Source organism: Massilia soli (assembly GCF_016809835.1).
Lineage (GTDB): Bacteria > Pseudomonadota > Gammaproteobacteria > Burkholderiales > Burkholderiaceae_D > Telluria_A > Telluria_A soli.
Genome location: NZ_JAFBIL020000005.1, coordinates 31501 through 55741 on the forward strand (window position 1 = coordinate 31501; position 24241 = coordinate 55741).

Genomic DNA, 24241 nt, shown 5'->3' on the forward strand with positions numbered 1-24241 from the left:
GTAGGATTTAACTTGAAAGCAAGGTTGGGCCGGGCGGATGTCTTTTCAAGATGGCATCACCCCAATCATCATGACTGATATCGCGCCAGGGCGGCGCAAGGTAGGACCGGCGCCTGCTGCTCAGCCGGCACTGTCGTACGCTTGCCTGGCCCAGGCCAGCAGCTCGTCGTCGACCTCGGCGGCATCGGCGATGCGGACCTTGTAATTGCACATGCCGCCCGGCGCCTGTTCGAGCAGGCGCCCGCTGGCCGCCACGCCCTTCATGTTCAGGCCAAGCTCGACGCGCGTGTTGGTGGCCGGGCCCAGCATCGCGAACTGCTTCTTGCGGCGCAGGCTCAGGTAGCCCTTCTTCGGCGCGATCTCAAACTCGCCGAACTGCGCCATGGCGGCCATCAGCTTGTCGTGGATCGGGCGCAACGCCGCCTTCGGCCCGGCATAGATGGCGTCCAGTACCTCGTCGGCTTCCTTGCCCGCCGCCTCGGCCGCGCCGCCCGAGCCCAGTACATGGTGGACGGTGGCGTTGGCGTCGCCGTGGCCCATGCCCAGTTCGCGCTTGAGGAAGTCGCGCAGCTCGCCGTGCTTGGCGAGCCCGCTGGCCCGCAGGATCTCGCCCAGTTCGGCCAGGGTCTTGCCGCTGCGTTTCTCGATGTTGGCCAGCTGGGTCGCCACCGCCTTGTCCATATCCGCCACATTACCTCCTTATTGGTTTGATCAGGCAGAGAGCATGCGCCAGGTCGCGAAGCCGGCGATACAGCAGCCGATCGAGCCGGCCAGGTGCAGCGCCGAATGTGCCGCGGCCCAGCCGTAGTCGCCGCGCTGCAGCAGCAGCATGGCTTCGCCGGAGAACGTCGAAAACGTCGTCAGCCCGCCGAGGAAGCCGGTGACCGCAAACAGCCGCCACTCGGGCGACAGCTGCGGCAGCGACGTAAACAGCCCCAACATCAAGCCGATCAGGTAGCCGCCGGCCAGGTTCGCCACCAGCGTGCCGAGCGCCAGCTTGCCGTGCGCGCCGGCCAGCCACAGCGACAGCCCCCAGCGCAGCCAGGCGCCCAGTGCGGCGCCCAGCCCCACCGCCAGCCAGCTCAAACGCCACCCCATTTCGCGCGCGCGCTGTCGTCGGATTCGCGCGCGTCGACCCAGCGCGCGCCATCGGGCGTCTGTTCCTTCTTCCAGAACGGCGCTTCGGTCTTCAGGTAGTCGATGATGAATTCGCAGGCGTCGAAGGCCTCGCCGCGATGGGCCGAGGCGCAGGCGACCAGCACGATCTGCTCGAGCGGCTTGAGCGGGCCGACGCGGTGGATCACGCGCGCGCCGAACAGCGGCCAGCGCGCCCGGGCTTGCTCGATGATGTTCGCCAGCGCCTGCTCGGTCATGCCCGGGTAGTGCTCGAGCTCCATTTCGCTGACGCTGGCGCCGTCGTTCATGTCGCGCACGGTGCCGACAAAGCTGACCACCGCGCCGATGCGCGGGTCTTGCGCGCGCAGCACTGCCAGTTCGGCGCTGACGTCGAAATCGTCCTGGCGGACGCTGACCTCGCTCATGTCTGGTCCTTGCCGAGAATGCGGGCAAACAGGTGCTCGATGCGCGACGCGGTGCGGGCGTCCGCCAGCGCAGGCATCGCGCACAGGTGCAGGAACCGGGCCGACTCGGTGTGCGGCTTCTGCCCCGACTTGAGCGAGGTTTGCAGCGCCTCGACCTGCAGCTTCAGGCGCTCGCGCGCAAACTCGGCACCGCTGTCGATGCCGGTGGCGATTTCCAGCCGCAGGATCTCGTGCAGCAGCGCGTCGCTGTTTTGTTCGAGCACCCGGACATACGCGTCGCGCTGGCCTGAGCGCGCCGCCTCCAGCGCCGCGCGCAGTCGCGCGTCCAGCGCCTGCTCATAGTCGGGGCTGAGCGGCGCCATGCTGTCCCAGCGCGTTGTCCACTGGCCCGGGTCGATCTCCTTGCCCTGGGCGAGCGCCGATTCCAGCGCCTGGCACAGGCGCAGCTTTTCGCGCAGCGCGTTGGCCCGCGCCAGCCCGGCGTTGCGCCTGGCCAGGTCGGCATGCTGCTGCAGCAGCGCCACCGCGGCGTGATAGCGCTTTTCGACTTTCGCCTCGTTCGCGCGCGGCACCGGCCCTGCCGCATGCCACTCGGCGGCGGCCTCGCGCAGCAGCTTGCCGGCCGCCGCAGGTTCGATGCCTTCGGCGGCCGCTTCCAGGCGCGCGCTGATCGCGTCCTTGGCTTGCTGGTGCGCGCGCCGTTCGGCGTCGGCCGCATGCGCGCTTTCCTTGCGGCTGGCGAACACCGCGTCGCAGGCGCTGCGGAAGCGCTGCCACAAGGCCTGCTCGGTCTTGCGTTCGAGCGGCAGCGCCTTGGCGTGTTCCTGCCAGCTCTCCTGCAAGGCGCGCAGCGTGTCGAGCGCATGGCGGTCGTGCGGATTGATCGCCCTGGCTTGCTCGATCAGTTCTTCGCGCCCTGCCGCCTCCGACTTGCGGCGCTCTTCCAGCGGGCCCTGGAGCACGTTGAGCGCATTGGCGAATTCCTGGTCGAGCCGCTTCTTTTCCTTGCGGTCGATGGCGCCAAGGTGGCTCCACGCCAGCCGCAGCCGCTGCACCGTGCCGGCCACGTGCTTCCAGTCGGCGCCGCTGGCGTCGGCAAGCCGCGCCGCTTCGGCCACCGCTTCGGCGACCAGCGCCTGCGCCTTGTCGGCATTGGCGTGGCGTTCGCCCGCCAGCTGCTTGAAGTGGGCCGCCGCCGGGGCGTAAGCCACCGTGCAAGCCGAGTCGAAGCGCTCCCACAGCGTCTTTGGCGCCGCCCCGGACAGCGCGTCGAGCGCCTTCCAGAGTTCGCGCATGCTGCCGACCTTTTTGGCCAGTTCGGCCATCGGGTGGTTTTGCGCGGGCAGCTGTTCCACCGCCTTGATCAATTCTTCGCGCGAGACGTTGCCGCCCCAGCGCGCCCAGTCGGACAGGCGTTTGAACTCGGCGCGCGCATGGGCCAGGCGCTCGGCTTGCGGCGGCGACAGGCGCACGCCCTTGCTGTCCTTGAGGGCCTTGTCGCAGTCGGCGGCGGCGGCCAGCGAACCATGCTGCAGCGCCGCTTCCAGCGCCGCCAGCGTGGCCAGGAAGTCGTCGCCGGCGCCAGGCGCCGCTTGCGGCGGGCGCAGCGCTTTCACCTTCGGCAGCGGCTGCGGCAAGGCCGCCAGCACCGCGTCGAAGCGTGGCTGCAGCGCGGGCGGCGCATCCGCCGGCAGCGGCCCGAACTGCTGCCAGGCGCGGCGCAGGCGTTCGGCGTCGAGCGATTCGAGCGGCGCCGCTTCCCATTCGGCCAGCGCGGCTTCGCGCGCGGCCAATGCCGACTGGCTCTTTTCGATCGCGCCCAGCGAGGCCCTGACGCGCGCCAGTTCCATCGCGAACTCGTTGACCAGGCTGCGCGGCAGCGTCGCATGTTCGGGCGCCGCCAGCGCGTCAGCCTGGTTTTGGTCCAGCCGGTCAAGCTGCGCTGCCATTTCGCTGGCCGGCAAGTTCGATGCGCCCAGCTCGCGCAAGGCATTCAGGCGGTCGATCATCGCGCGCTGCAGCAGCACCTGCGCTTCGAGGCGCCGCCCAAGCCGCGCGCGCAGGCCGTCGAATTCCGGGTTCAGCTCGGGGGCCGCGATCACCGACCAGCGGCGGTCGAGCTCGGCGACCTGGTTCGGGCTGAGCTTGTCGTCGGCTGCAAGCGTGTGGGCGTGGGCGATGCAGGCGCGCCCGCGTTCAAGCTCGGCCTGGTGGTGGCGAATCGCGTCCAGGCGCGACTGCAGCAGTTTTGCGACGCGCCGGTCGGTGTTGCGAATTGCCGCGTGGACTCGTTCGAGCTGTTCGCGCGAATGCACGAATTCGGCTGCGGCCAGGCGCAGCTCGGAAAACTCACTGCTCAGGATGAAATCGGCAGCGGCGGCTTCGTCGCCGGCCAGCGATGCGATCCGCTCGGCTTGCACTGCGCGCGCCGACACTTGCTGGGGCTGCGGCGACTGGTCACGCTGGCCGCCCTTCTGCTCAGCCTGTTCGGCCGGGGCCACGCCCGCCTTGTCGCCGGACCGCTTGAAAAGAAATTCGAACATGACGTCGGATCAATCATTCAAAACCACCATCATAGCAAGAACACAGCCCGGAGCACGGGACTGGCGGCGGTTTCGGGTGCCGGCGGCAGCTCGGCGGATTTACCCAGCGACCCAGCTGGCGTGGCGGCGCTCCATGGCGCGCGCCGCGCCAACCGTCAATGCGTCGTCCATGTCGCTCAGCACTGGCGCGGGCGCGGCGATGTCGCGCAGCGGACGGCTTTCCTGGCGGTAGGCGTCATGGGCGAGCATCTGGTTGGCGACAGCGAACCAGTCTTCGCCGGAAATCATGGTGCGCGCCAGCGCGAATAATTCATGTTCCTCGCGGTCAAGCCGCGCCAGCATCGCGTCGCAGAAGGTGTCAATGCCAATGCAGAAATGGCGCACGCCGGCCGCCGTGTTGATTGGTCCGGCGTTGACGCGCGCAACGACATCGGCAATGGCGTGGCCGGCGACATCGCTGAGCGCGTCGAGTTCATCGAGCAGGCTGTTGGCGTGCGAGGTGGCGCGGCGGATTGCGGGAATCAGGAAAATGTCGATCTTGCGCCAGTGGCAGTTGTGGAACAGCCGCTGCAAGGCATCGCAGGCGTAGCTGACCTGCCCGGCCGTCAAGGCGGACTGGTTGACGAAATTGGTTGGCAGTAACTTTTGAAGTGACTGCAGGCTGACACGAACGCTGGCTTGCTCGACCGACAGGGCTACAAGGGTGTATGTCGCCGTTAACATTCGCTCTCCTCGGGATCGTTCGCCGGCAAGGCGCCCTGGCGGCACCGAAGCGCGCCTGATGGACCTGGCGGTATATGTTTTGGAAAGGCTTGACGGTTGTTGTTTGATCTCTGTTTTCGTCAGCCCGGAAGATCAAGTGTAAATAAGGCCGACATCCCCGGTTTGATATGGCGCAAGCCGGGGGGCATTGACGACGGCCTAATTTGTGCAGGTTTGCAATATTGCCTAGGCGGCCTCAGCTTCGCCAGGAGACAGCGCGGCCAGCGCAGCACGCCGCTGCGATATCGGCGGCGAACCGGTCGCTGATGCGCACGCCCGGCTCCAGCGCCACCGATTTCAGGTCGAACACACCCTCGCGCCGGTGCGCCTTGGCGTCACAGCAGGACCTGTGCGGCCAGGTGCAACGCGCGGGCGCGGGCAATGGTGAGGTGCAGTTCGCTCATGATGCTATTTTAGAGTCCTGCCCGCATTTTTTTCTTAACCGGAAGAACTATTTTTCGCCAACTGCGACCAAACCCGCGGTTTTGGGGGCAGAATGTTAGTACAGCATGCCGGAAGTCTCATCTAAGGGGAAACTTGAGCACCTCAGTCAAACTGCTTCGCCGCTGGGTCGCCACAAGGTTCGGAGCCTACCTGCTACCGGCCTCGGCCACCTTGTTGCTGTTGGGCTTGTGGGGCGTGATGATTTACCAGGTCGACCTTGAGCGCCAGGTAGCGCACAGCAAGGCGGTCGGGCAGAGCCAGTCGCAAGCGCGCATGCTGTCGGACTACGTTGGCAACATCCTGCGCCAGGCCGGCCATGCGACCCACGTCTTCAAGTTGCGCTTCGAGCAGGCCGGCGCCTATCCGCTGGCGCAGTTCGCCGCGCCCGGCGGCCTGCTCGACAGCGTGCTGCCGGTCAGGCTGGGCATCCCGATGGCGGTGTATGACGCCAGCGGCAAGCTGGTCGACAGCCTGAACGGCCCCATGCCCACCAGCGCCGCGGCCTCGCCCTACTTCCCGGTTCTTGCCGGCAGCGCGCGCGACGTCGACCTGGTCACCGCCGCGCGCACCTCGGCGCACGCCAGCGCCTGGCAGATCCAGGTGGCGCGGCGCCTGTCGTCCGCCGACGGCAGCTTCGCCGGCGTGGTGGTGATGGTGATCGAGCCCTCGCTGTTCATCGACGATTACGACCGTCTCGATATCGACGAGCGCTCCGCCGTCGTGCTGCTGAACCGGACCGCGGGCCTGTCGGCGGGCCGCCTTGGCGAATCGCTGTTTACCAGCGATACGCTGGACTTCACGCCGCTTGGAACACGCGGGCGCAGGCTGGCCGAGGTGGTGCCGGACGAATCGCTCGATGAGGTGCCGCGCATCTACGCCGCCAGCGAGCTGGGGCGCGATGCGCTGGTCGCGGTGGTCGGCATCCCGCGCGATGTGGCGCTGGCCAGCTTCGAGCGCCAGCGCCTGGCCTACTTCGCCATCGCAGCCTTTGCCGGGGCCTTGATCCTGGGCGTGACCGTCACGCTGATGCGCCAAAGCACGCGCCTGCGCGCCAGCATGCGGGCGGCAAAGGAAGCACAGGCGATGCTGCGCGGCGCGGTCCACGGCAGCCTCGATGCCTTCATGCTGCTCAAGGCAGTGCGCGGCGAGGAGGGCCAGGTGGTCGACTTCGTCATCGCCGACATCAACGAGATCGGCGCGGCGATCCTGAAACACCCGCGCGGCCGGCTGCTCGGCCAGAAGGCGTTCGCGTTCCTGCCGCGCCTTGCCACCACCGGTCTGTTCGGGCACTACGTCGATGTGCTGGAAACCGGCCACACCCACTCGGAAGAATTCGAGATCCGGCTCGAGGGCGAGAGCCCGACCTGGATCCATCACCAGGTGGTGCCGATCGAGGACGGCGTGGCCGTCACCTGGCGCGACATCACGGTGCGCAAGCACGAAGAACTGGAGATCCGCGGCAGCCGCAACTTCCTGCAGTCGCTGATCAACAACCTGCCGCTGCTCATTTACGTCAAGAGCGCCCGCCCGGAGAGCTTCGGCCAGATCCGGATCTGGAACCAGGCCGCCGAAGCGGTCACCGGCTACCGGCCCGACCAGGTGATCGGCAAGCGCGACGCCGAAGCGTTCCCGCCCGGCTTTGGCCTGTCCACGCCGGCCGAAGACCTGGCCATGCTCGATACGCCGATGATCGTCGACCTGCCGGAAAGGCCGGTCAACCGGCCCGACGGCACCGTTCGCTACCTGCATACGATGTCGGTGCCGCTGTTCGACACCGATGGCCAGCTTGAATACATCCTGTGCATCGCCGAAGACGTGACGCGCCGCCGCGAACAGGACCAGAACCTGCGCGAGGCCCTGGCCGCCCACCGCGCCAGCGAGGCGCGCCTGCGCACCATTGCCGATGCGCTGCCGGCCATGATCGCCTACGTCGACGCCAAGCAGGTCTACCGCTTCCAGAATGCGGCGTTCGTGCGCGACTTCCTGGGCGGTAAAAGCGTGCTTGGTGCCAGCGTGCGCGCAAGCGTAGGCGAACGGCACTACAAGGCGCTCGAACCATACATGCGGCGCGCGCTGGCCGGCGAGACCGTCGTGTTCGAAGAATCCGAAGATAGCCATGGACGCGAACTCACCTACGAAGTGACGTACATACCGCAGACCGGCGACGACGGCCGCACGATCGCTGGATTCCACGTCATGCGGCAGGACATCACCTCGCACAAGCGCGAGAAGCGCCAGCTGATCATGCTGTCGCAGATCGACGCCCTGACCGGGCTGACCAACCGCGCCGGCTTCTTCCAGAAACTCAACGCGGCGATGAAGAACAGCACCGACAAAGGCTCGCTGATGGCGGTGATGTACATGGACATCGACCACTTCAAGCCGGTCAACGACACCTACGGCCACAACACCGGCGACGCGCTGCTCAAGGCGTTCTCGGGACGCCTGACGCATACGGTGCGCGCCAGCGACACCGTGGCGCGCCTCGGCGGCGACGAGTTCACCATCGTGATGGAAAACCTGGCGCGCAACGAGGACGCCTCGGCCATCGCGGCCAAGATCGTCGCGGCCATGCAAAAGCCGTTCAAGCTGGGCGAAGTCAATGTCTCGGTGTCGACCAGCATCGGCCTGGCCTTCTTCGCCGGCGGCCCGATCGAAGCCGAGGAACTGCTGCGACAGGCCGACATGTTGCTGTACCAGGCCAAGCAGGCCGGCCGCAACACCTATCGCGTCGCCAACTGACATTCGTCGTGGCGGGCAGGCCGCCGGGTGCGCTATAGTGAGCGCTTGATTGTCACCCAAGCGTATCCGATGCGGCTGTTGCACACCTCCGACTGGCATCTTGGCCAGGCCCTCCACAATTACGAACGCACCTACGAGCACCAGCGCTTCCTCGACTGGCTGCTCGACACGATCGTGTCGGAACAGGCCGACGCCCTGCTGATCGCCGGCGACATCTTCGACACCGCCAACCCGCCGGCCAGCGCGCAGCGCCAGCTTTACCGTTTCCTGCGCCAAGCGCGCGAACGCTCGCCGCAGCTCGATATCGTCGTCATCGCCGGCAACCACGATTCTCCGGGGCGGCTCGAAGCGCCCGCACCGCTGCTTGAGGCGCACGGCACCAGCGTCATCGGAAACATCGTCCGCAACGCCGACGGCGAGATCGACCTCGAACGCCTGCTGGTGCCGCTGCATGGCAGCGACGGCCAGGTCGCTGCGTGGTGCCTCGCGGTGCCCTTCCTGCGCCCGGGCGACGTGCCGCGCGGCGAAACGCCGCAGGAAGGCGTCGATCCCTACATGAATGGCATCGGCCTGCTGTATCAGCAGGCATTCGCGCTGGCGCAGTCGAAGTGCGTCGATGGCCAGGCGATTGTCGCGATGGGGCACTGCCACATGGTCAACGGCGAGTCATCCAACGACTCCGAGCGCCGCATCGTCATCGGCGGCACCGAGGCGCTGTCCGCGGGGATCTTCGACCCTACGATCGCCTACGCGGCACTGGGCCACCTGCACCTGGCCCAGCGCGTCGGCCACAACGAACACATTCGCTACTGCGGCAGCCCGCTGCCGCTATCGTTCGCCGAGACCGGCTACAAGCACCAGGTGCTGCGGGTCGACCTGGCCGGCGGCAAGGCGGCCGCGGTGACGCCGCTGCTGGTGCCGCGCGCCGTCGAGCTGCTGCGCGTGCCGCCGCAGCCGGCGCCGCTGGAAGAAGCACTGGCGGCGCTGGCAGCGCTTGACCTGCCCGACCTGCCGCATGCGTTGCAGCCCTTGCTGGAGGTGCGCGTGCTGCTGGACGCGCCCGAACCCGGGCTGCGCGGGCGCATCGAAGCGGCGCTCGCCGGCAAGCCGGTGCGGCTGGCGAAAATCGAACCGACCCGCAAGCGCGACCCGTCAAATGCCGAGGCCGCCGCGCTGTCGCTGGAGCAGCTGGCCGAACTCCAGCCCGACGACATCTTCCGCCGCCTCTACCTGCAGCAGTACGGCGAGGACGCGCATCCCGAGCACCTGAGCGCGTTCGCGGAACTGATGCTGACGGCGTCCCATGACGGCGGCAAGGCATGAAGATACTGAAAATCAGCGGCCGCAACCTGGCCTCGCTGGCGGGCGAGTTTTGCGTCGACTTCGAGCAGGAGCCGCTCGCCTCGGCGGGCCTGTTCGCCATCAGCGGCCCGACCGGCGCCGGTAAAAGCACGCTGCTCGATGCCATGTGCCTGGCGCTGTACGACATGACGCCGCGCCTGCTCAAGCGCAAATCCGGCAGCGTCCTTCCCGACGTCGGCGACGATACCGTCTCGGTCCATGACCCGCGCTCGCTGCTGCGCCGCGGCGCGGCCGACGCTTTCGCGGAAGTGGACTTCGTCGGCAACGACTCGCTGCGCTACCGCGCGCGCTGGAGCGTCAAGCGTTCACGCAACAAGGTGGCAGGCCCGCTGCAGAAGTCGGCCATGACGCTGCACCAGCTGCCCGAGCTGGCGCCGCTTGGCAAGACCAACACCGAAGTGCTGCAGGAGATCGTCCAGCGCGTCGGCCTGTCGTTCGAACAGTTCACGCGCGCCGTGCTGCTGGCGCAGAACGAGTTTTCGGCATTCCTGAAAACCGAGGAGAACGAACGCGGCGAGCTGCTCGAGACGCTCACCGGCAGCGCGATCTACAGCGCGATCTCGAAACGCGCCTACGAACGCTTCAAGGCGGAAGAAGCGGTGTCGAAGCAGCTGGCCTCGCGCCTGGCCGACCAGACGCCATTGCCGCCCGAATCCCGCGCCGAGCTCGATACGCGGGCCGCGGCCGCCGGCGCGACGCTGTCCCAGGCCGATGCCCGCAAGGTGGCGCTGGAACAGCAGCTGCGCTGGCAGCAGGAGTCGGACAAGCTGGCCGAGCAGATAGCACAGGCCGACAGCGCATTGGCCGACGGCGTTGCGGCAGTTGGCGCCGCAAGCGGCCGAAAACGGCATCTGGCGACCATCGACGCCGCGCAGCCGGCGCGCCAGATGGTCGCCGATCGCAACCGGCTGGCGGCGGAACAAGCCACCCTGCGGTCGTCGATTGTGGCATGCGATGTCGCCCTGGCCGAGGCGGTCGGCGCACAGGAGCAGGCAGCCAAGGCCCTGACCGGGACCAGCGCCGCCGTGCAGGCAGCCGAACAGGCCCAGCGCGCGGCCGGCCCGCAACTGGACGCGGCCAAACGGATTGACGCGACCATCGCGGCATTAACGCCATCGCACGCCAACGCAGCCGACGCCCGTGCGGCGTCATTGAACGATCTCAACCTCGCCAACGCTGCCGCCACCGACGCGGCCGGCAAGCTGGCCGCCGATCGCACGGCGTACCAGGAAACCGGTGCATGGCTGGAAGCGCACCGCCATCTCGAACCGCTCGCGCTGCAGTGGCCTCGCTGGGACAAGCTGTTCGCCCAGGCCGGCAACGACGCCGAACGCGAACGCAGCCTCGCCGCCGACCTGGCGCAGGCCGATGCCACGCGCACCCAGGCGCTCGCCGCCGAGCAGGCCGCCGCCGCGACGCTGGCCGAATCCACGGTGCGCCTGCAGGCGCTGGAAGCATCGCGCCAGCAGACGATTGCCGCGCTGGCCGGCTTTGCCGCGCTGCGTTTGCGGCCGGAACGGCAGGCGCTCGACCAGCGGCGCGACCGCCTGGCCGAGGGACAAAGGGCATGGGCCGAATTCGACGCCATCTGCAACCGCCTGCAGCAGGCCGCAACGCGTGCCGGCGAGTTATCGGCGACAACCGCGACAGCGCAGGCGCTGCTGGCCAGCGCCGCGCTTGATGCCGTTGGCCTGGATGCGGCCCGCATTCAGGCTGAGCGGTCGCACCATGCCGCGCAGCTGGCCTGTGCCGGCAGTGTCGAAGAACTGCGCAAGACGCTTGCCAAGGACGAGCCTTGCCCGGTCTGCGGCAGCGCCGAGCATCCTTACCAGAACCAGGATGCGGGCCTGCGCGCGATGCTGGCCAGCCTGGACGCCGAGGTGGCCCGCTGCCGCGCCAATGTCGCGGAGAGCCTGGCGATACAGGGTGCGCAGCGCGCCATCATTGCTGCCACCGAACAGCAGCTGGCGGTGTGCCGCGGCGATCTGGAGTCGCTCGAACTCGCGCTCGATACCGCAGCCAGCGCGTGGCAAGCCAATCCCCTGGCAGTGCTGGCCCCCAGCGAAGCAGAACGCAGCGACTGGTTCGCCGCGCAGATCGAGATAACGCGCGCCCGGTCGCAAGAACTCGAGACGCAGGAGCTGGCAGAACGCGCCGCCGCCGACGCGCGCGACCAGGCGCAGTCAGCCTGCGACCACGGCGCGGCCGAACGTGACCGCCTGCGCGAAGCAGCCGCCGCGTCGCGCGCGCTGGCAGAGAAGGCCGGCGCCGATTACGCCACCATCTCCGAACGCCTGGCCCACGCCAGCGCCAGCGTGGCCGCTGTCCTCGACGAACTCGATGGTGTCGTCGCCAGCGCCGATTGGCGTGCCGCGTGGCGTAGCGAACCCGCCGTTTTCCGCGCCCGGCGCGCAGGTGAAGCCGAGCAATTCAATGCCAAAGCGGCTAGCCATGCCGCGCTGGCAGGCGCCCTTGCGACGCAGGATGTTGAGCACCGCGCGTTGCTGCGGCGCTGCGAGCATGGGGCGCAGCTGGCGGCTGCGGCGCAATCGGCGTTTGACCGCATCGACGCCGAGCTGGCCGCCAGGCAGCGCGAGCGCACGGCGCTTTGGGAAGGCCGCGCGGTGGCGGAAGTCGAAGCGGCGCTGATGCAGGCGATTGACAGCGCGCGCGCGCGGCTGGCAAGCGAGCAGGCAGCGCGCGAACACGCCGCCCACGCTGAAACGCGGGCGCGCGAATCGCTCGCGCACAACAAGGATCGGCTTGCCGCCAACCAGACCGAAAGCGCTGCCACACAGGCGCGCCTCGACGCCTGGCTGGCAGATTTCGGCGGGCGACATCCGGGCCTGGGTCCGGTCGACGGCGACACGCTCGCCGGGCTGCTGGAACTTGAACCGTCGTGGATCGCCCACGAACGCCTCGCATTGGCCGACATCGACACCGCCGCCAACAACGCCGCGACGGTATTGGGCGAGCGCCGCAGCCGGCGCGAGCTGCACCTGCAGAACCCGCTCGCCCTGTCAGCACAACCGGCCACCGAACTGATTGAGGCGCTGAGCGCGATGGAACTGCAACGCAAAGCCGCGCACGACAGCGCCACCGCCTTGCGGCTGCAAGTCGCGCAGGACGAGGCGCGCCGCGACAACGCAAAGTCGGTCATGGCCGACATCGAGGCGCAGCAGGCCATCGAGCGGCGCTGGGGCCAGATGAACGAGTTGATCGGTTCAGCCGACGGCAAGAAATTCCGCAACTACGCGCAGCAGTTCACGCTGGATGTGCTGCTTGGCTACGCCAACAGCCACCTGTCGCAGCTGGCGCGCCGCTACCGCCTCGAACGGGTGGCGGCCAGCAGCGGCCCGTCGCTCGGCCTGCTGGTGCGCGACCAGGACATGGGCGGCGAAATCCGCTCCGTCAATTCGCTGTCCGGCGGCGAGTCGTTCCTGGTGTCGCTGGCGCTCGCGCTGGGACTGGCGTCGCTGTCGTCGAACCGGGTGCGGGTCGAGTCGCTGTTCATCGACGAAGGCTTCGGCAGCCTCGATAGCGAAACGCTGCGGGTCGCCATGGACGCCCTCGACAGCCTGCATTCCAGCGGGCGCAAGGTCGGCGTGATCTCGCACGTGCAGGAGATGACCGAGCGGATCGCGACCAAAATTCTGGTGCTGCCGTCCGGCGGCGGCACCAGCAGCGTCACGCTGGAGTAAATACGATCAGCGCTTCTGGCATGGCGGCGGTACTGTGGCGCGCACGAGATCCCAGCCCAGCTCGCGGCGAATCTGGGACGGATCGGGCGGCGGGCGGCGGCGCTCCACTTCGGTTCGCAGCCACTCCCTGACGCTTTCCTTGCTAGGTTGCTGACGCTTGTCCATACCTGGCCTGCTCCTGAGACGGCCCTACGGGCCCTGCGCAGTTAACGTGGTGGCGCGCGGGCAGTTGACAAGGGCGCCGAACCGCCGGGTGATAAAATGCGCGCTTTCCCGAACTGCCCTGCCAAAGCGAAACCATGTCCAAGCCTGCCCGCGTGCTGACCTTCAAGTGCGACACATGCACCAAACCAGTCAAAGTGTTCCTGCAAAAAGTTTCTGCATGCTCACACATCCAGCCTTATCAGGGCCTGTGCGCCTGCGGTGAACTCAAGCGCCACGCAACCGGCAACCCTGACGCGGTCGCTTCCTACCTCCAGTCCAGCGATGGCAACTGGTCGCATCACCACTGACCTTCGATTGCCCTTCATGCACCCACAATCCCCCGCACGCATCCATTGGACCGAATCCGACCAGGAGCGCTCGGCATTGTGGCGTTCCGAAAGCGGCATGCCGGCCCCGAAAAAAGTCGTCATCGCCGACGACAAGACGCCGGCCGATGTCGCCTACCGGCTGGCCTGCGAAGGTACCGCGCTGCTGTGGCGCGGCGATTTCCAGAATGCGCGCCAGTTGCTGCAGGCGCTCGCGCGCCGCGCCGACCATAAAGGCGGCAAGCCGAAACGCGTCAAGGAGCCGAAGGCCGCGCCGACCCTGGCCGAAGCGTTCCACCTTCACCGCCAGGCGCAGTCGCAACGCGCGCGCACCCTGGCGATGCTGCTGATTCCGTTCGATGCCGACTACACCATCCCTCTGCGCCGCGCGCCCGAAGTGAAACTGGCCTGTAACGAGGCGTACGGCCGCGGCGAAGAGCCATTCGTCGCATCGCTGCGCGAGCTGCTCGGCGTGATCGGTGCGCACGAGTGGCGCAAGAACGGCGTCGAGATTGCCGCGCTGGACGCGCGCATCCACCCGCACTATGGCGTGTTCTCGCCGATCCGCGGCGAGTACGTGCAGCTGGTGGCCGATGGCCCGCTGCCAGCGGGAGCCAGCCGCGCTTTCGATATCGGCACCGGCACCGGCGTGCTGGCGGCAGTGCTGGCCGAGCGCGGCATCGGGCAAGTGATCGCCACCGACATGGACCAGCGCGCGCTGAGCTGCGCACGCGAGAATATCCAGCGCCTCGAGCTGCAGCAGCAGGTGCAGGTGGTGCAGGCCGACCTGTTCCCGGAAGGCCGCGCCCCGCTGGTGGTATGCAATCCGCCCTGGCTGCCGGGCCGTCCCAGCTCGTCGATCGAATACGCGATCTACGATCCTGACAGCCGCATGTTGCGCGGCTTCCTCGGCGGCCTGTCGGCGCACCTCGAGCCGGGCGGCGAAGGCTGGCTGATCCTGTCGGACCTGGCCGAGCACCTGGGCCTGCGCCCGCGCGACCAGCTGATGGGCTGGATCGAGGCGGCCGGCCTGAAAGTGCTCGACCGCATCGATGTGCGCCCGAGCCACCCGCGCGCCAGCGATGCCAGCGACCCGCTGCATGGCGCCCGCGCCGCCGAAGTAACGTCGCTGTGGCGCCTCGCAGCACGCTAATTTCACCTGCCGTACATTGATCATTGCTTCATCCCCCAATAGTCTGTACAATTCGCAGTGCGGGGTGGAGCAGTCTGGCAGCTCGTCGGGCTCATAACCCGAAGGTCACAGGTTCAAATCCTGTCCCCGCAACCAAATACCACTACAAAGCCCGACTCCCGCAGCCGGGCTTTTGTTTTTAAGAATGGGAATGGCTGCCTTAAGCCGTTCCGGCACCAGGCGTAGCGGTCAACGCGCGTGGTGGCAAGAGGTCGACATGAGAGACAAAAAAGATAACGCGACGTTTGACCTGCCGGGTTTCGAGGCAGCGCGCCCACTGGCAGCGTCCACGATTGAAGTCAAGCGCGCGAGCACCACCCCGCGCCAGCGCAAGTCCTCCCTCAAGCAAGAACAGCTCGAACTGCTCGACGAAACCGATACCAGCGGCCTGCCCGTCTGGCAGCGCGACGACAAGCTCGACCTGACCGGCCTGCCCATCTGGGCCTCGGCCTGACCAATTAAGCTGCGGCGCGTCGCCGCAGGCGCAGTATCCCTCGGCCCGGTCGCCTGATAAACTGGGCCTGTTCCCTATTTGCCGGCCTGCCCAATGAATCCAAACGCCTTTGCCACCCTGCCCCTGACGCCGACCTTCCTGGCCAACCTCGACACGCTCGGCTACCACGAGATGACGGCGATCCAGGCGCAAAGCCTGCCGCCGGTACTGGAAGGGCGCGACCTGATCGCGCAGGCCAAGACCGGCAGCGGCAAGACGGCCGCCTTCGGCATCGGCATCCTGCACAAGCTCAATCCGGCCTGGTTCGCGGTGCAGGGCCTGGTGCTGTGCCCGACGCGCGAACTGGCCGACCAGGTGGCCAACGAGCTGCGCCGCCTGGCGCGCGGCGAAGGCAACATCAAAGTACTGACCCTGACCGGCGGCGCGCCGATGCGCCCGCAGATCGCGTCGCTCGAACACGGCGCCCACATCGTGGTCGGCACGCCGGGCCGCATCCGCGACCACCTCGGGCGCGGCACCATCAACCTGGCGCACGTGCAGACGCTGGTGCTCGATGAGGCCGACCGCATGACCGACATGGGCTTCTACGACGAAATCGCCGGCATCGTCAGCGCCTGCCCGCAGCGCCGCCAGACCTTGCTGTTCTCGGCAACCTACCCGGACGACATCCGCCGCGCCACCGAGCCATTCCTGATCGACCCGGTCGAAATCAAGGTCGAAGCGCAGCACACCGGCGACGCCATCGAGCAGCGCTTCTATGAAGTCGGCTTCGACGAGCGCGATCATGCGGTGGGCCGCCTGCTCAAGCACTTCCAGCCTGCGTCCACCCTTGCCTTCTGCAACACCAAGGTGCATTGCCAGGAGCTGGCCGACGAACTGCGCGCGCAGGGCTTCTCGGCGCTTGCGCTGTACGGCGACCTTGAGCAGCGCGAGCGCGACGAGATCCTGGTGCTGTTCTCGAACCGCAGCTGCTCGGTGCTGGTGGCAACCGACGTCGCCGCGCGCGGCCTCGATATCGCCAATCTTGGCGCCGTGATCAACGTCGACGTCTCCAAAGACACCGAGGTGCACATCCACCGCGTGGGCCGTACCGGCCGCGCCGGCGAGTCGGGCCTGGCGCTGTCGCTGTGCGCGCCGAATGAAAAGAAGTGGGTGCGCCTGATCGAGGAATACCAGGGCGCTCCGGTGGCATGGCACGACCTGGAAGAACTCGAGGACGAAGGCCGCGAAGCGGTGCCGGCGCCGATGGTCACGCTGGTGATCCACGGCGGCAAAAAGGACAAGCTGCGCCCGGGCGACGTGCTGGGCGCGCTGACCGGCGACGCCAAGCTGACCAAGGAACAGGTCGGCAAGATCAACGTCACCGAATTCCAGACCTATGTGGCGCTGGACCGCCATGTGGCCGAACCGGCGTTCAAGCGCCTCAACGACGGCAACAAGCTCGGCCCCGATTTCGGCAGCTTCAAGGGCCGCAGCTTCAAGATGCGCTTTATCGCCGCTTGAGCGTCGCCGGGGCGCGACGACGGCGGCGGCGATTGCCGCCGCCGCCACGATTCAGGCAGCAATCGTGTTGCCATAAACTACAGCACTGACGCTTCGTCGTCGCCGCCACGCCCCGAAATCCGCGCGTGTTGACTTAATCCAATGGTCTGTTGAAAATTTCTGTGGCTTTCTGACCCATCGCGCACGCTTGAGTGCGCTCGGCTGATGCGTACACCGCGCGAATCTGGCATTATTGCCACACATAAACATTCCCTAGCGATTGAGTGGCCAAATGAGCAAGAATGCCGATATCTCAGCAAACAGTGAGGCAGGATCCCCCGATGCGCTGACCCAGGCTTTCCTGCGCGGCGCCGGCATCGGGGCCGAAGCGCTGCCGTCCGCGCTGACGCCAGAGCAGATGGAACTCATCGGCAAGCTGCTGGCCGCCTCGCTGCAGGGCGCGATCGACCAGCTGGCCCTGCGCTCGCTGGTCAAGCAGGAAGCCAGGGCCGACGTCACCATGGTCGTGGTGCGCAATAACAATCCGCTCAAGTTCTTTCCCGACAGTCCAACGGTCATCACCCAGATGCTGCGCAAGAAAATGCCCGGCTTTATGGAGCCGCTCGAGTCGATCGAAGAAGCCGGCCACGCCTTGCGCGGGCACCAGCTGGGCGTCGTCGCCGGCTGCCGCGCCGCCGTCGACAGCGTGATCAACCGCCTGGCCCCGGCAAAATTCGCGGCCGCCGCCCCCAGCGGCGTGCTCGACTCGCTGATTCCCTGGCGCCGCCCTGCCGCCTTGTGGCACCACTATGTGCGCCAGTACGGCGCCCTGGCGGGCGAAGTCAACGACCAGTTCAAGGGCGCCTTCGGCCCGGCCTTTTTGGAAGCGTACGAGCAGGAAGTAGACCGCTTCGACAAGGAACCGGCGCATGGCTGAGCGGGCCCCTGTCACCCCGTCGTGGGCCAGCATCAGTGCGCTGGGCATGCGCGAATCGAACCAGGACGCCATCGGCGACGCCCGCAAAGCCGGCGTCGCCTGCTTCGTCGTGGCCGACGGCGCCGGCGGGCATGCGGGCGGTGAAGTCGCCGCGCGGCTGGCCGTTGAAGCGGTGATCGGCACCTTTGTGGCCGAACCGGTCTTTGGCGCCGGCGCACTGCTGGCACAGGTCGATGCGGCCAGCGCCAGCGTGGCGGCCGACAAGCAGCAGGCGCCGGAACGCCAGGACATGAGCACCACGCTGGCGGTTTTGCTGATCGACGAACAGCGCGCGCGCGCCGTCTGGGCGCACCTGGGCGACACCCGCATCTACCTGTTCCGCGACGGCCGCCTGCTGTCGGTCAGCAAGGACCACAGCCTGACGCAGCAGCTGATCGAGGCCGGCTACGCCAGCAGCGGCCAGCTGCGCACCCACCCGCAGCGCAATATCCTGTACGCGGCACTTGGCGCCGGCAGCGACACGCCGGTTGCGCTCAGCGATCAAGCGGCGCTGCAGCCGGGCGACGCCTTCCTGATCTGCACCGACGGACTGTGGGAATGGGTCGTCGAAGACGACATGGAGCGCAGCCTGCGCGCCGCGCCGGACGCCGAGGAATGGCTGGCGGCGCTGTGCGCCACCGCCCACACGCACGCAAGCGCCTCGCGCAAGGTGCGCGATAACTATTCCGCGTACGCGGTGATGCTGGGCGCCGTCGCATGATGACCGCGGAGGCGAAACTGACAGGGTCCGAGAACTGCCTGCCGGCCGGCACCCGGCTATCCGACTTCGAGATCACCGGCGTGCTCGGCGAAGGCGGCTTCGGCATCGTCTACATGGCCTTCGACCATTCGCTGCAGCGCAGCGTCGCGATCAAGGAGTACATGCCAGGCCCGCTGGCCGCGCGCTCCGGCGACAACAGCGTGACGGTGCGCGCCGAACGGCACCAGGACACCTTCGACCTCGGCTTGAAAAGCTTCATCAACGAAGCGCGCTTCCTGGCGCAGTTCGACCATCCATCATTGGTCAAGGTGTACCGCTTCTGGGAGCAGAACCAGACCGCCTACACGGCGATGCAGTACTACCAGGGCCGCACGATCAAGGACATCGTCTCGAACAGCCCGGAGGTGGTCACCGAGGCGTGGTGCATGCGCGTGCTGCGGCAAATCCTCGGCGCGCTTGAAACGCTGTACACGATGCAGCTGCTGCACCGCGACGTCTCCCCGGACAATATCATCGTGCAGGACAACGGCGACGCGGTGCTGCTGGACTTCGGTTCGGCGCGCCAGATCATCGGCGACATGACCAAGGGCCTGACCGTCATCCTCAAGCCAGGTTACGCGCCGATCGAGCAGTACGCCGGCGACGCATCGCTGCCGCAAGGCCCGTTCACCGACATCTACGCCTTGGCGGCGGTCATGTACTACGCCATCATCAAGGAAGCGCCGCCGACCTCGATCGCCCGCATGATCAAGGACCCGATGACGCCACTGGCCAACCGCGGCCTGCCGGGCTTCAGCGAAGGCTTCCTGTGCGCCCTTGACGGCGCGCTCGCGGTCCCCGCGCAGGAACGTCCCCAGACGATCGACGCTTTCCGCGCGCTGCTCGGCATCCACGAGGCGGGCATGGCGCGCCCACGGCCCGCTGGCGCCACCCAGCGCATCGCCACCGTCGACCATGTTCCGCGCCTGGCGCCGCTGGCGTCCAGCGCGCCGGTCGCCGTGGCGCCCCTCAAGACAATCAATGCGCCGCGCGCGCCGCTGCCGCGCTGGCTGATCCCGGTGCTGGCTGGCGCCGTTGTGGTGCCTGCCGCGCTGCTGTTCGCACTGACTGGCGGCGATGACGTGGTAAAGGTCGCCGACAGCGCTCCGGCCGCAGCCCGCGCGCCTGTCATGCCAGCCGAAGCGGCACCGCCGCTGGCCGTGGAAGCGCCCGCGCCCGACCTCGAAGCGCAGGCATGGGACAAGCTCAAGGACGCGTCCGACAGCGACGCTGGCGCCATCGAAGCCTTCCTGCGCGCGTATCCGCAGGGGCGCTATGCGGCGCCAGCGCGCCAACGACTGGCCGAACTTGCCGAACTTGCCGTACCTGTGGCCGAGAGCAAGCCCGCCGCCCCGAAAATCGAAACGGCAAGCTACCGCTTGAGCGTCAAGCCATGGGGCACCGTGTACGTCGATGGCAAAGAGCGTGGCGTCAGTCCGCCGCTGAAGAAGCTGACCCTGAGCGCGGGCGTGCACATGGTGAAGATCACCAATCCTGGCTTCCCCGATCACGTGACGCGCATCGTCGTCAAGCCACGCCAGCCAGGCACGATTGCGCACGAGTTCACCGCCAAGCCCAAATAACCTGGAATCGCCAGATGAACACACTACTCAAACTGATCTTCGCAGCCACGCTCGCAGGCTGCGCCGCCACGCAGGTGGCGCCGCCAGCGCCTGCTCCTGCGCCAGTCAAACCTGCCGCGCCAGGGCCCGACCAGGTCGCGCTGCAGGAAGGCATCGAGCTGTATAACAAGGGCGACTTCAATGGCGCCATCAAGCGCCTCGGCACGGCCGAGATCAGCGCCGGCAGCAAGGCAAGGCAGCTTGAAGCCCTGAAGTACCAGGCATTCAGCTACTGCGTCACGTCGCGCAAGACGCTGTGCGGCAAGCAGTTCGAAAAAGCCCTCGCTCTCGATCCCGCTTTCGACCTCGGCCCGGGCGAACACGGACATCCGCTGTGGGGTCCGGTGTTCACACGCCTCAAAAAAGCCAGGTAAGAATTACACCGCCGCCTTCGCGGCGAAGCGCGGCGCCTTGCGATGCAGGGTCGCCTGCTCGTAAGCGTAGGCCATGCGGATCAACGCGGCTTCGGTCCACGCGCCCGCGACAAACGATATTCCCACCGGCAGGCCGCGCACGTAACCGGCTGGCACCGTGATGTGCGGGTAGCCCGCCACCGCGGCGGGCGACGAGAAGCTGCCGCCGTAATGGTCGCCGTTGATGTAGTCCGTCAGCCACGCCGGGCCGCCGGTCGGCGCCACCAGCGCATCGAGCTTGTGCTCCGCGATGACCTTGTCGATCCCCTCCTCGCGCGAATAACGCAGGCTGTTGGCCAGCGCATCCTGGTACTCCTTGCTGTCGAGGCCACCCTTGGCGTTCGACGCCACCAGGTGCTCCTGCTCGAAGTACGGCATCTCCTTGGCGCGGTTCTTGATATTGAAGGCGATGACGTCGGCCATGTTCTTCACCTGCGCGTGCGGCGCGTAGTCTTTCAGGTAAGCCGCAAGGCCCGGCTTGAACTCATACAGCAGCACTGCCATTTCGCTGTCGTCGTATTTGTTGGTGTTCGGTACCGTCACGTCAATCAGCGTGGCGCCCTGTGCCTTCATCACCGCAAGCGATTTTTCGATCAGCGCGTCGACCTCCTTGTTGCGTCCGAAGAAGTTACGCGCGACGCCGAGGCGCATGCCTTTCAGGCCGTCGGTGACCAGCGCCGCTTGATAGTCGGCGGCCTTGCTGCCTTTGGTGGCGCCATCGCGCTCGTCCACGCCGGCCATCGCGGCCAGCAGCAGCGCCGCATCGGCCACGGTGCGCGTCATCGGGCCGGCCGTGTCCTGCGAATGGGCGATCGGGATGATGCCGCTGCGGCTGACCAGCCCGAGCGTCGGCTTGATGCCAACCAGCCCGCAGGTGGAGGCCGGCGAGACGATCGAACCATCGGTCTCGGTGCCGACCGCGAGGGTCGCCAGGCTGGCCGCCATCGCCGCGCCCGAGCCGGAGCTGGAGCCGCTGGTATTGCGGTCGAGCGCATATGGATTCCTGGTCTGGCCGCCGCGCGCGCTCCAGCCGCTGGACGAATGCGAGGAGCGCATGTTGGCCCATTCGCTCAGGTTGGTCTTGCCGATGATGACGGCGCCGGCCGCGCGCAGCTGCGCGGCGACGTGCGAATCGCGCACCGCGCGCACGCCGTCGAGCGCCAGCGACCCGGCGGTGGTGGCCATCTTGTCGCCGGTGGCGATGTTGTCTTTCAGGAGTACCGGGATGCCGTGCAGCGGTCCGCGCACTTTGCCCGCCTTGCGTTCGCCGTCCATCTGCGCGGCGATGCTCAGCGCGTCCGGATTGAGTTCGATGATCGCGTTGATGCGCGGGCCGGCCTTGTCGATCGCGGCGATGCGCGCCAGGTACTGCTTGACCAGCGAATGCGAGCTCAGCTTGCCAGCTTTCATGGCCGCCTGCTGTTCCAGCACGCCTGCTTCCAGTATATCGGCGATCGGTACCGCCGCCGCCGCACCCACGGCCACGCTTGCCATTGCCCCGCCTGCCAATCCCAGCCTTACAAAGTCCCTGCGATCCATGCTGCCCCCATATCGTTCTGAAAATATTTCCGAGGATAACATGAGCCTGATTTGCGTTCTACAGGCGAAAAAAAAGCACGGCAGGCAATGCCTGGCGTGCTTTTCTTGACCGCGGTGCGTGCTTAGTTGCGGACGACGCGCTTGTATTCGTTGGTGCGGGTGTCGATCTCGATCACGTCGTCCTGGCTGACGAACAGCGGTACCTGGACGGTGTGGCGATGCGCTTCGATCGCGTTTTCGATCTTGGCTTCTTTCAGGACGTTGCCCGACGTGTTGCCCTTGACCGCTGGCTCCGAGTAGACAACCTGGCGTGCGATGGTGGTTGGCAGTTCAACCGAAATTGCCTTGCCGTCGTAGAAGACCGCTTCGCATTCCATACCGTCTTTCAGGTAGTTCAGTGCGTCGCCGAGGTTTTCTTCTTCGATTTCGTACTGTTCGTAGTCAGCATCCATGAAAACGTACAGCGGATCGGCGAAGTACGAGTAGGTCACTGGCTTCTTGTCCAGAACGACAACGTCGAACTTGTCGTCGCCACGGAAAACGTTTTCCAGCGGGCTGTTGGTCAGAAGATTCTTCATCTTCCACTTGTAGGTGAAGCCGGTGCGGCTCGAACCGTTGACGTCGGAGCGCAGAACGATGAATGGCTTGGCGTCAACCATGATGATGTTGCCGACGCGGATTTCTTTTGCTGGTTTCATAGGAATCTACTAAAAAGTGGGTTGCACTAAAATCATCGTCGCTTCGAGGCCAACATCGCCGCAAGCTCACGTTTGATCGAATTAAATTTCGTTAGAAAATAACCGGGCATTATACCCGAAGTTATTGCGCCGACGAACGAAGAGCGCTGGCAAAGTTCAGCATGTTGCTTGAGAGGCCGCCCAGCGCGGCCATTTCTCCGCGCCAGTCGTCAGCGCGCTGGCCGATGCGCGGCAGGTCCGAGGCCAGTGCCTGCCATAAGGCGGCCCAGTCCCCGCCGGCGCCCGCGACGCCGTTCCAGGCCAGCGAGAACTGCGCCAGGCTGTCGAGGGTTGCCGCATAGCGCTGCAGGAAAGCACGCAATTTTACATGATGCAGGTTCTCGTCCTGCGGATAGATATGCCAGACAAAGGGCTTGCCTGCCCACTGCGCCCTCACGAAGGAATCCTCGCCGCGCACAAAATTGACGTCGCATGCCCATAACAGCTTGTCGTAGTCGGGCTGCGCGACAAACGGCAGCACGCGAACGGTCAGGGCGCCGCGGGTGGCGGCGGCACCGGCGGCCGCATCCGCGCCAAGGAATGCCGACACCGCTTGCTTGGCGACGCCGTCGGGCACCAGGCAAACCACAGCGCGCCCGCTCGCCTGCCATGCCTGGAACAGCGCGGCAACCGGGGCATCCGGGTAGCAGAAAAGCGATACCTTGGTCAGCGCCATCTCACTGGCGGTCACCCCCAGCGACGCCAGGAATGCGGCTTTCGCCGCGGCGTCCGACTGGAACTGCCGGCGCTGCGCGTCCAGGCCAGCTTCGCCAAGCAAGCCACCGGTCCTGGCGGTGAATCCGGGGAAGAAAAAATGCTTGGTCAGCGGCAGGCGCGGATGCATCGATGGCAAGGTGTGACAGCCTTCGACCCACTCCTCGGCCGTCAATCCTTCCAGGTTCAGCCAGACCGGGCGCGGCGTACGGCTGGCCATCGCATCTATATAGCCAGGCGGGATATCGCAGGCGAAGAACTCGATGACGATGTCGGCCACGTCCGTCGGCGCGAACACGTCGCCTTGCCCGCACCAGTGGCGCACCGTGACGCCCTCGACTAGCTGCACCAGGGCGCCCGGGTCGACGGCGGGACACAGGCGCCGGAAACTGTCCAGGTTGTCGACCCACAGCGTGACGTCGATCGCGTGTTCGCGCCGCAACTGGCGCGACAAGCGCCAGCAAATGCCGATGTCGCCATAATTGTCGACGACTTTGCAGAAGATGGCGAGGGAGGTGGGTGTCGCTGGGCGGGAAATCATGGCGGCATTTTACCCGTTTTCACGATTCCAATCGCGCAGGAAACCAACCACTACTTACCGTTAAAACGCCACCCAGATTGACTAAACTTCACGGCGTTTGGCCTGTCCAATCCCTACCAGAGCGGCCGCACTGGACAATCGCGCGTTGCCAGCCGCACCTTACCGGTGTGACAAAGCGCTTAATAC

At 66.7% G+C, this 24241-nt stretch carries 20 protein-coding genes and 1 tRNA gene; 12 read left to right on the top strand and 9 right to left on the bottom strand.

Features of this window, described 5'->3' with window-relative positions:
- Positions 1–120: 120 nt before the first annotated feature.
- The 5 genes from I4X03_RS12745 to I4X03_RS12765 all read right to left on the bottom strand — a co-directional run bounded on the left by I4X03_RS12745 (position 121) and on the right by I4X03_RS12765 (position 4807).
- Complete coding sequence (locus I4X03_RS12745) at positions 121–681, bottom strand: DUF5655 domain-containing protein (RefSeq protein ID WP_223469052.1); 561 nt, start codon at positions 679–681, stop codon at positions 121–123.
- Between the two features lie 30 nt (positions 682–711).
- On the bottom strand, positions 712–1086 hold the full coding sequence (gene crcB / locus I4X03_RS12750; protein ID WP_370660517.1) for a fluoride efflux transporter CrcB: 375 nt from the start codon (positions 1084–1086) through the stop codon (positions 712–714).
- Complete coding sequence (gene moaE / locus I4X03_RS12755) at positions 1083–1541, bottom strand: molybdopterin synthase catalytic subunit MoaE (RefSeq protein ID WP_223468618.1); 459 nt, start codon at positions 1539–1541, stop codon at positions 1083–1085. The genes crcB and moaE overlap by 4 nt, the downstream gene beginning before the upstream one ends.
- The gene (locus I4X03_RS12760) at positions 1538–4084 is read right to left on the bottom strand and encodes a DUF349 domain-containing protein (RefSeq protein WP_223468619.1); all 2547 of its coding nucleotides are present in this window, start codon (positions 4082–4084) and stop codon (positions 1538–1540) included. The genes moaE and I4X03_RS12760 overlap by 4 nt, the downstream gene beginning before the upstream one ends.
- A 99-nt stretch (positions 4085–4183) precedes the next feature.
- A complete protein-coding gene (locus I4X03_RS12765) occupies positions 4184–4807 on the bottom strand; it encodes a hypothetical protein (protein ID WP_223468620.1) in 624 nt (207 codons plus the stop codon).
- 576 nt (positions 4808–5383) lie between these two features.
- Here I4X03_RS12765 and I4X03_RS12770 point away from each other — a divergent pair.
- From I4X03_RS12770 to I4X03_RS12780, 3 genes are all read left to right on the top strand, one after another.
- Positions 5384–8032, top strand: a complete 2649-nt coding sequence (locus I4X03_RS12770) for a diguanylate cyclase domain-containing protein (protein ID WP_223468621.1) — start codon at positions 5384–5386, stop codon at positions 8030–8032.
- 69 nt (positions 8033–8101) lie between these two features.
- The gene (locus tag I4X03_RS12775) at positions 8102–9355 is read left to right on the top strand and encodes an exonuclease SbcCD subunit D C-terminal domain-containing protein (RefSeq protein WP_223468622.1); all 1254 of its coding nucleotides are present in this window, start codon (positions 8102–8104) and stop codon (positions 9353–9355) included.
- Complete coding sequence (locus I4X03_RS12780) at positions 9352–13095, top strand: AAA family ATPase (RefSeq protein ID WP_223468623.1); 3744 nt, start codon at positions 9352–9354, stop codon at positions 13093–13095. The genes I4X03_RS12775 and I4X03_RS12780 overlap by 4 nt, the downstream gene beginning before the upstream one ends.
- 6 nt (positions 13096–13101) lie before the next feature.
- Here the strand turns inward: I4X03_RS12780 and I4X03_RS12785 are convergent, their stop codons facing one another.
- Positions 13102–13260, bottom strand: a complete 159-nt coding sequence (locus I4X03_RS12785; protein WP_223468624.1) for a hypothetical protein — start codon at positions 13258–13260, stop codon at positions 13102–13104.
- 134 nt (positions 13261–13394) lie between these two features.
- Here I4X03_RS12785 and I4X03_RS12790 point away from each other — a divergent pair, with 134 nt between their 5' ends.
- The 9 genes from I4X03_RS12790 (at position 13395) to I4X03_RS12830 (ending at position 20485) form a co-directional block, all read left to right on the top strand.
- On the top strand, positions 13395–13607 hold the full coding sequence (locus I4X03_RS12790; protein WP_223468625.1) for a hypothetical protein: 213 nt from the start codon (positions 13395–13397) through the stop codon (positions 13605–13607).
- Between the two features lie 16 nt (positions 13608–13623).
- Positions 13624–14778, top strand: coding sequence for a methyltransferase (locus tag I4X03_RS12795; protein WP_223468626.1), 1155 nt, complete (start codon positions 13624–13626; stop codon positions 14776–14778).
- A gap of 58 nt (positions 14779–14836) precedes the next feature.
- Positions 14837–14913: transfer RNA gene (locus tag I4X03_RS12800), tRNA-Met, on the top strand.
- A 121-nt stretch (positions 14914–15034) separates the two neighbouring features.
- The gene (locus I4X03_RS12805) at positions 15035–15271 is read left to right on the top strand and encodes a hypothetical protein (protein ID WP_223468627.1); all 237 of its coding nucleotides are present in this window, start codon (positions 15035–15037) and stop codon (positions 15269–15271) included.
- Positions 15272–15364: 93 nt separating this feature from the next.
- Complete coding sequence (gene dbpA / locus I4X03_RS12810; protein WP_223468628.1) at positions 15365–16774, top strand: ATP-dependent RNA helicase DbpA; 1410 nt, start codon at positions 15365–15367, stop codon at positions 16772–16774.
- 271 nt (positions 16775–17045) lie between these two features.
- Positions 17046–17690: a type VI secretion system-associated FHA domain protein TagH gene (gene tagH, locus I4X03_RS12815; protein WP_223468629.1), complete on the top strand. Its 645-nt coding sequence runs from the start codon at positions 17046–17048 to the stop codon at positions 17688–17690.
- The gene (locus tag I4X03_RS12820) at positions 17683–18450 is read left to right on the top strand and encodes a PP2C family protein-serine/threonine phosphatase (RefSeq protein WP_223468630.1); all 768 of its coding nucleotides are present in this window, start codon (positions 17683–17685) and stop codon (positions 18448–18450) included. Before tagH ends, I4X03_RS12820 begins: the two co-directional genes overlap by 8 nt.
- A complete protein-coding gene (locus I4X03_RS12825) occupies positions 18447–20072 on the top strand; it encodes a serine/threonine protein kinase (RefSeq protein ID WP_223468631.1) in 1626 nt (541 codons plus the stop codon). Before I4X03_RS12820 ends, I4X03_RS12825 begins: the two co-directional genes overlap by 4 nt.
- Positions 20073–20086: 14 nt before the next feature.
- Positions 20087–20485 carry a TssQ family T6SS-associated lipoprotein gene (locus I4X03_RS12830; protein ID WP_223468632.1) on the top strand — a complete coding sequence of 133 codons (399 nt, stop codon included), beginning with the start codon at positions 20087–20089 and terminating at the stop codon, positions 20483–20485.
- 3 nt (positions 20486–20488) lie between these two features.
- Here I4X03_RS12830 and I4X03_RS12835 read toward each other — a convergent pair whose 3' ends face one another.
- The 3 genes from I4X03_RS12835 to earP all read right to left on the bottom strand — a co-directional run bounded on the left by I4X03_RS12835 (position 20489) and on the right by earP (position 24055).
- Positions 20489–22063: an amidase gene (locus I4X03_RS12835; protein ID WP_223468633.1), complete on the bottom strand. Its 1575-nt coding sequence runs from the start codon at positions 22061–22063 to the stop codon at positions 20489–20491.
- A gap of 122 nt (positions 22064–22185) precedes the next feature.
- Positions 22186–22761, bottom strand: a complete 576-nt coding sequence (locus I4X03_RS12840) for an elongation factor P (protein ID WP_223468634.1) — start codon at positions 22759–22761, stop codon at positions 22186–22188.
- 121 nt (positions 22762–22882) lie between these two features.
- A complete protein-coding gene (earP, locus tag I4X03_RS12845) occupies positions 22883–24055 on the bottom strand; it encodes an elongation factor P maturation arginine rhamnosyltransferase EarP (RefSeq protein WP_223468635.1) in 1173 nt (390 codons plus the stop codon).
- Between the last annotated feature and the right edge of the window lie 186 nt (positions 24056–24241).

Excerpts from the sequence above, each read along its gene's own strand:
- I4X03_RS12775 (WP_223468622.1), top strand. The coding sequence starts at position 8,102 with ATGCGGCTGTTGCACACCTCCGACTGGCATCTTGGCCAGGCCCTCCAC.
- earP (WP_223468635.1), bottom strand. The coding sequence starts at position 24,055 with ATGATTTCCCGCCCAGCGACACCCACCTCCCTCGCCATCTTCTGCAAA.
- I4X03_RS12785 (WP_223468624.1), bottom strand. The coding sequence starts at position 13,260 with ATGGACAAGCGTCAGCAACCTAGCAAGGAAAGCGTCAGGGAGTGGCTG.
- I4X03_RS12745 (WP_223469052.1), bottom strand. The coding sequence starts at position 681 with ATGGACAAGGCGGTGGCGACCCAGCTGGCCAACATCGAGAAACGCAGC.
- I4X03_RS12830 (WP_223468632.1), top strand. The coding sequence starts at position 20,087 with ATGAACACACTACTCAAACTGATCTTCGCAGCCACGCTCGCAGGCTGC.
- I4X03_RS12790 (WP_223468625.1), top strand. The coding sequence starts at position 13,395 with ATGTCCAAGCCTGCCCGCGTGCTGACCTTCAAGTGCGACACATGCACC.
- I4X03_RS12805 (WP_223468627.1), top strand. The coding sequence starts at position 15,035 with ATGAGAGACAAAAAAGATAACGCGACGTTTGACCTGCCGGGTTTCGAG.
- I4X03_RS12820 (WP_223468630.1), top strand. The coding sequence starts at position 17,683 with ATGGCTGAGCGGGCCCCTGTCACCCCGTCGTGGGCCAGCATCAGTGCG.
- moaE (WP_223468618.1), bottom strand. The coding sequence starts at position 1,541 with ATGAGCGAGGTCAGCGTCCGCCAGGACGATTTCGACGTCAGCGCCGAA.
- tagH (WP_223468629.1), top strand. The coding sequence starts at position 17,046 with ATGAGCAAGAATGCCGATATCTCAGCAAACAGTGAGGCAGGATCCCCC.
- I4X03_RS12840 (WP_223468634.1), bottom strand. The coding sequence starts at position 22,761 with ATGAAACCAGCAAAAGAAATCCGCGTCGGCAACATCATCATGGTTGAC.
- dbpA (WP_223468628.1), top strand. The coding sequence starts at position 15,365 with ATGAATCCAAACGCCTTTGCCACCCTGCCCCTGACGCCGACCTTCCTG.
- I4X03_RS12825 (WP_223468631.1), top strand. The coding sequence starts at position 18,447 with ATGATGACCGCGGAGGCGAAACTGACAGGGTCCGAGAACTGCCTGCCG.
- I4X03_RS12760 (WP_223468619.1), bottom strand. The coding sequence starts at position 4,084 with ATGTTCGAATTTCTTTTCAAGCGGTCCGGCGACAAGGCGGGCGTGGCC.
- I4X03_RS12835 (WP_223468633.1), bottom strand. The coding sequence starts at position 22,063 with ATGGATCGCAGGGACTTTGTAAGGCTGGGATTGGCAGGCGGGGCAATG.
- I4X03_RS12780 (WP_223468623.1), top strand. The coding sequence starts at position 9,352 with ATGAAGATACTGAAAATCAGCGGCCGCAACCTGGCCTCGCTGGCGGGC.
- I4X03_RS12795 (WP_223468626.1), top strand. The coding sequence starts at position 13,624 with ATGCACCCACAATCCCCCGCACGCATCCATTGGACCGAATCCGACCAG.
- I4X03_RS12765 (WP_223468620.1), bottom strand. The coding sequence starts at position 4,807 with ATGTTAACGGCGACATACACCCTTGTAGCCCTGTCGGTCGAGCAAGCC.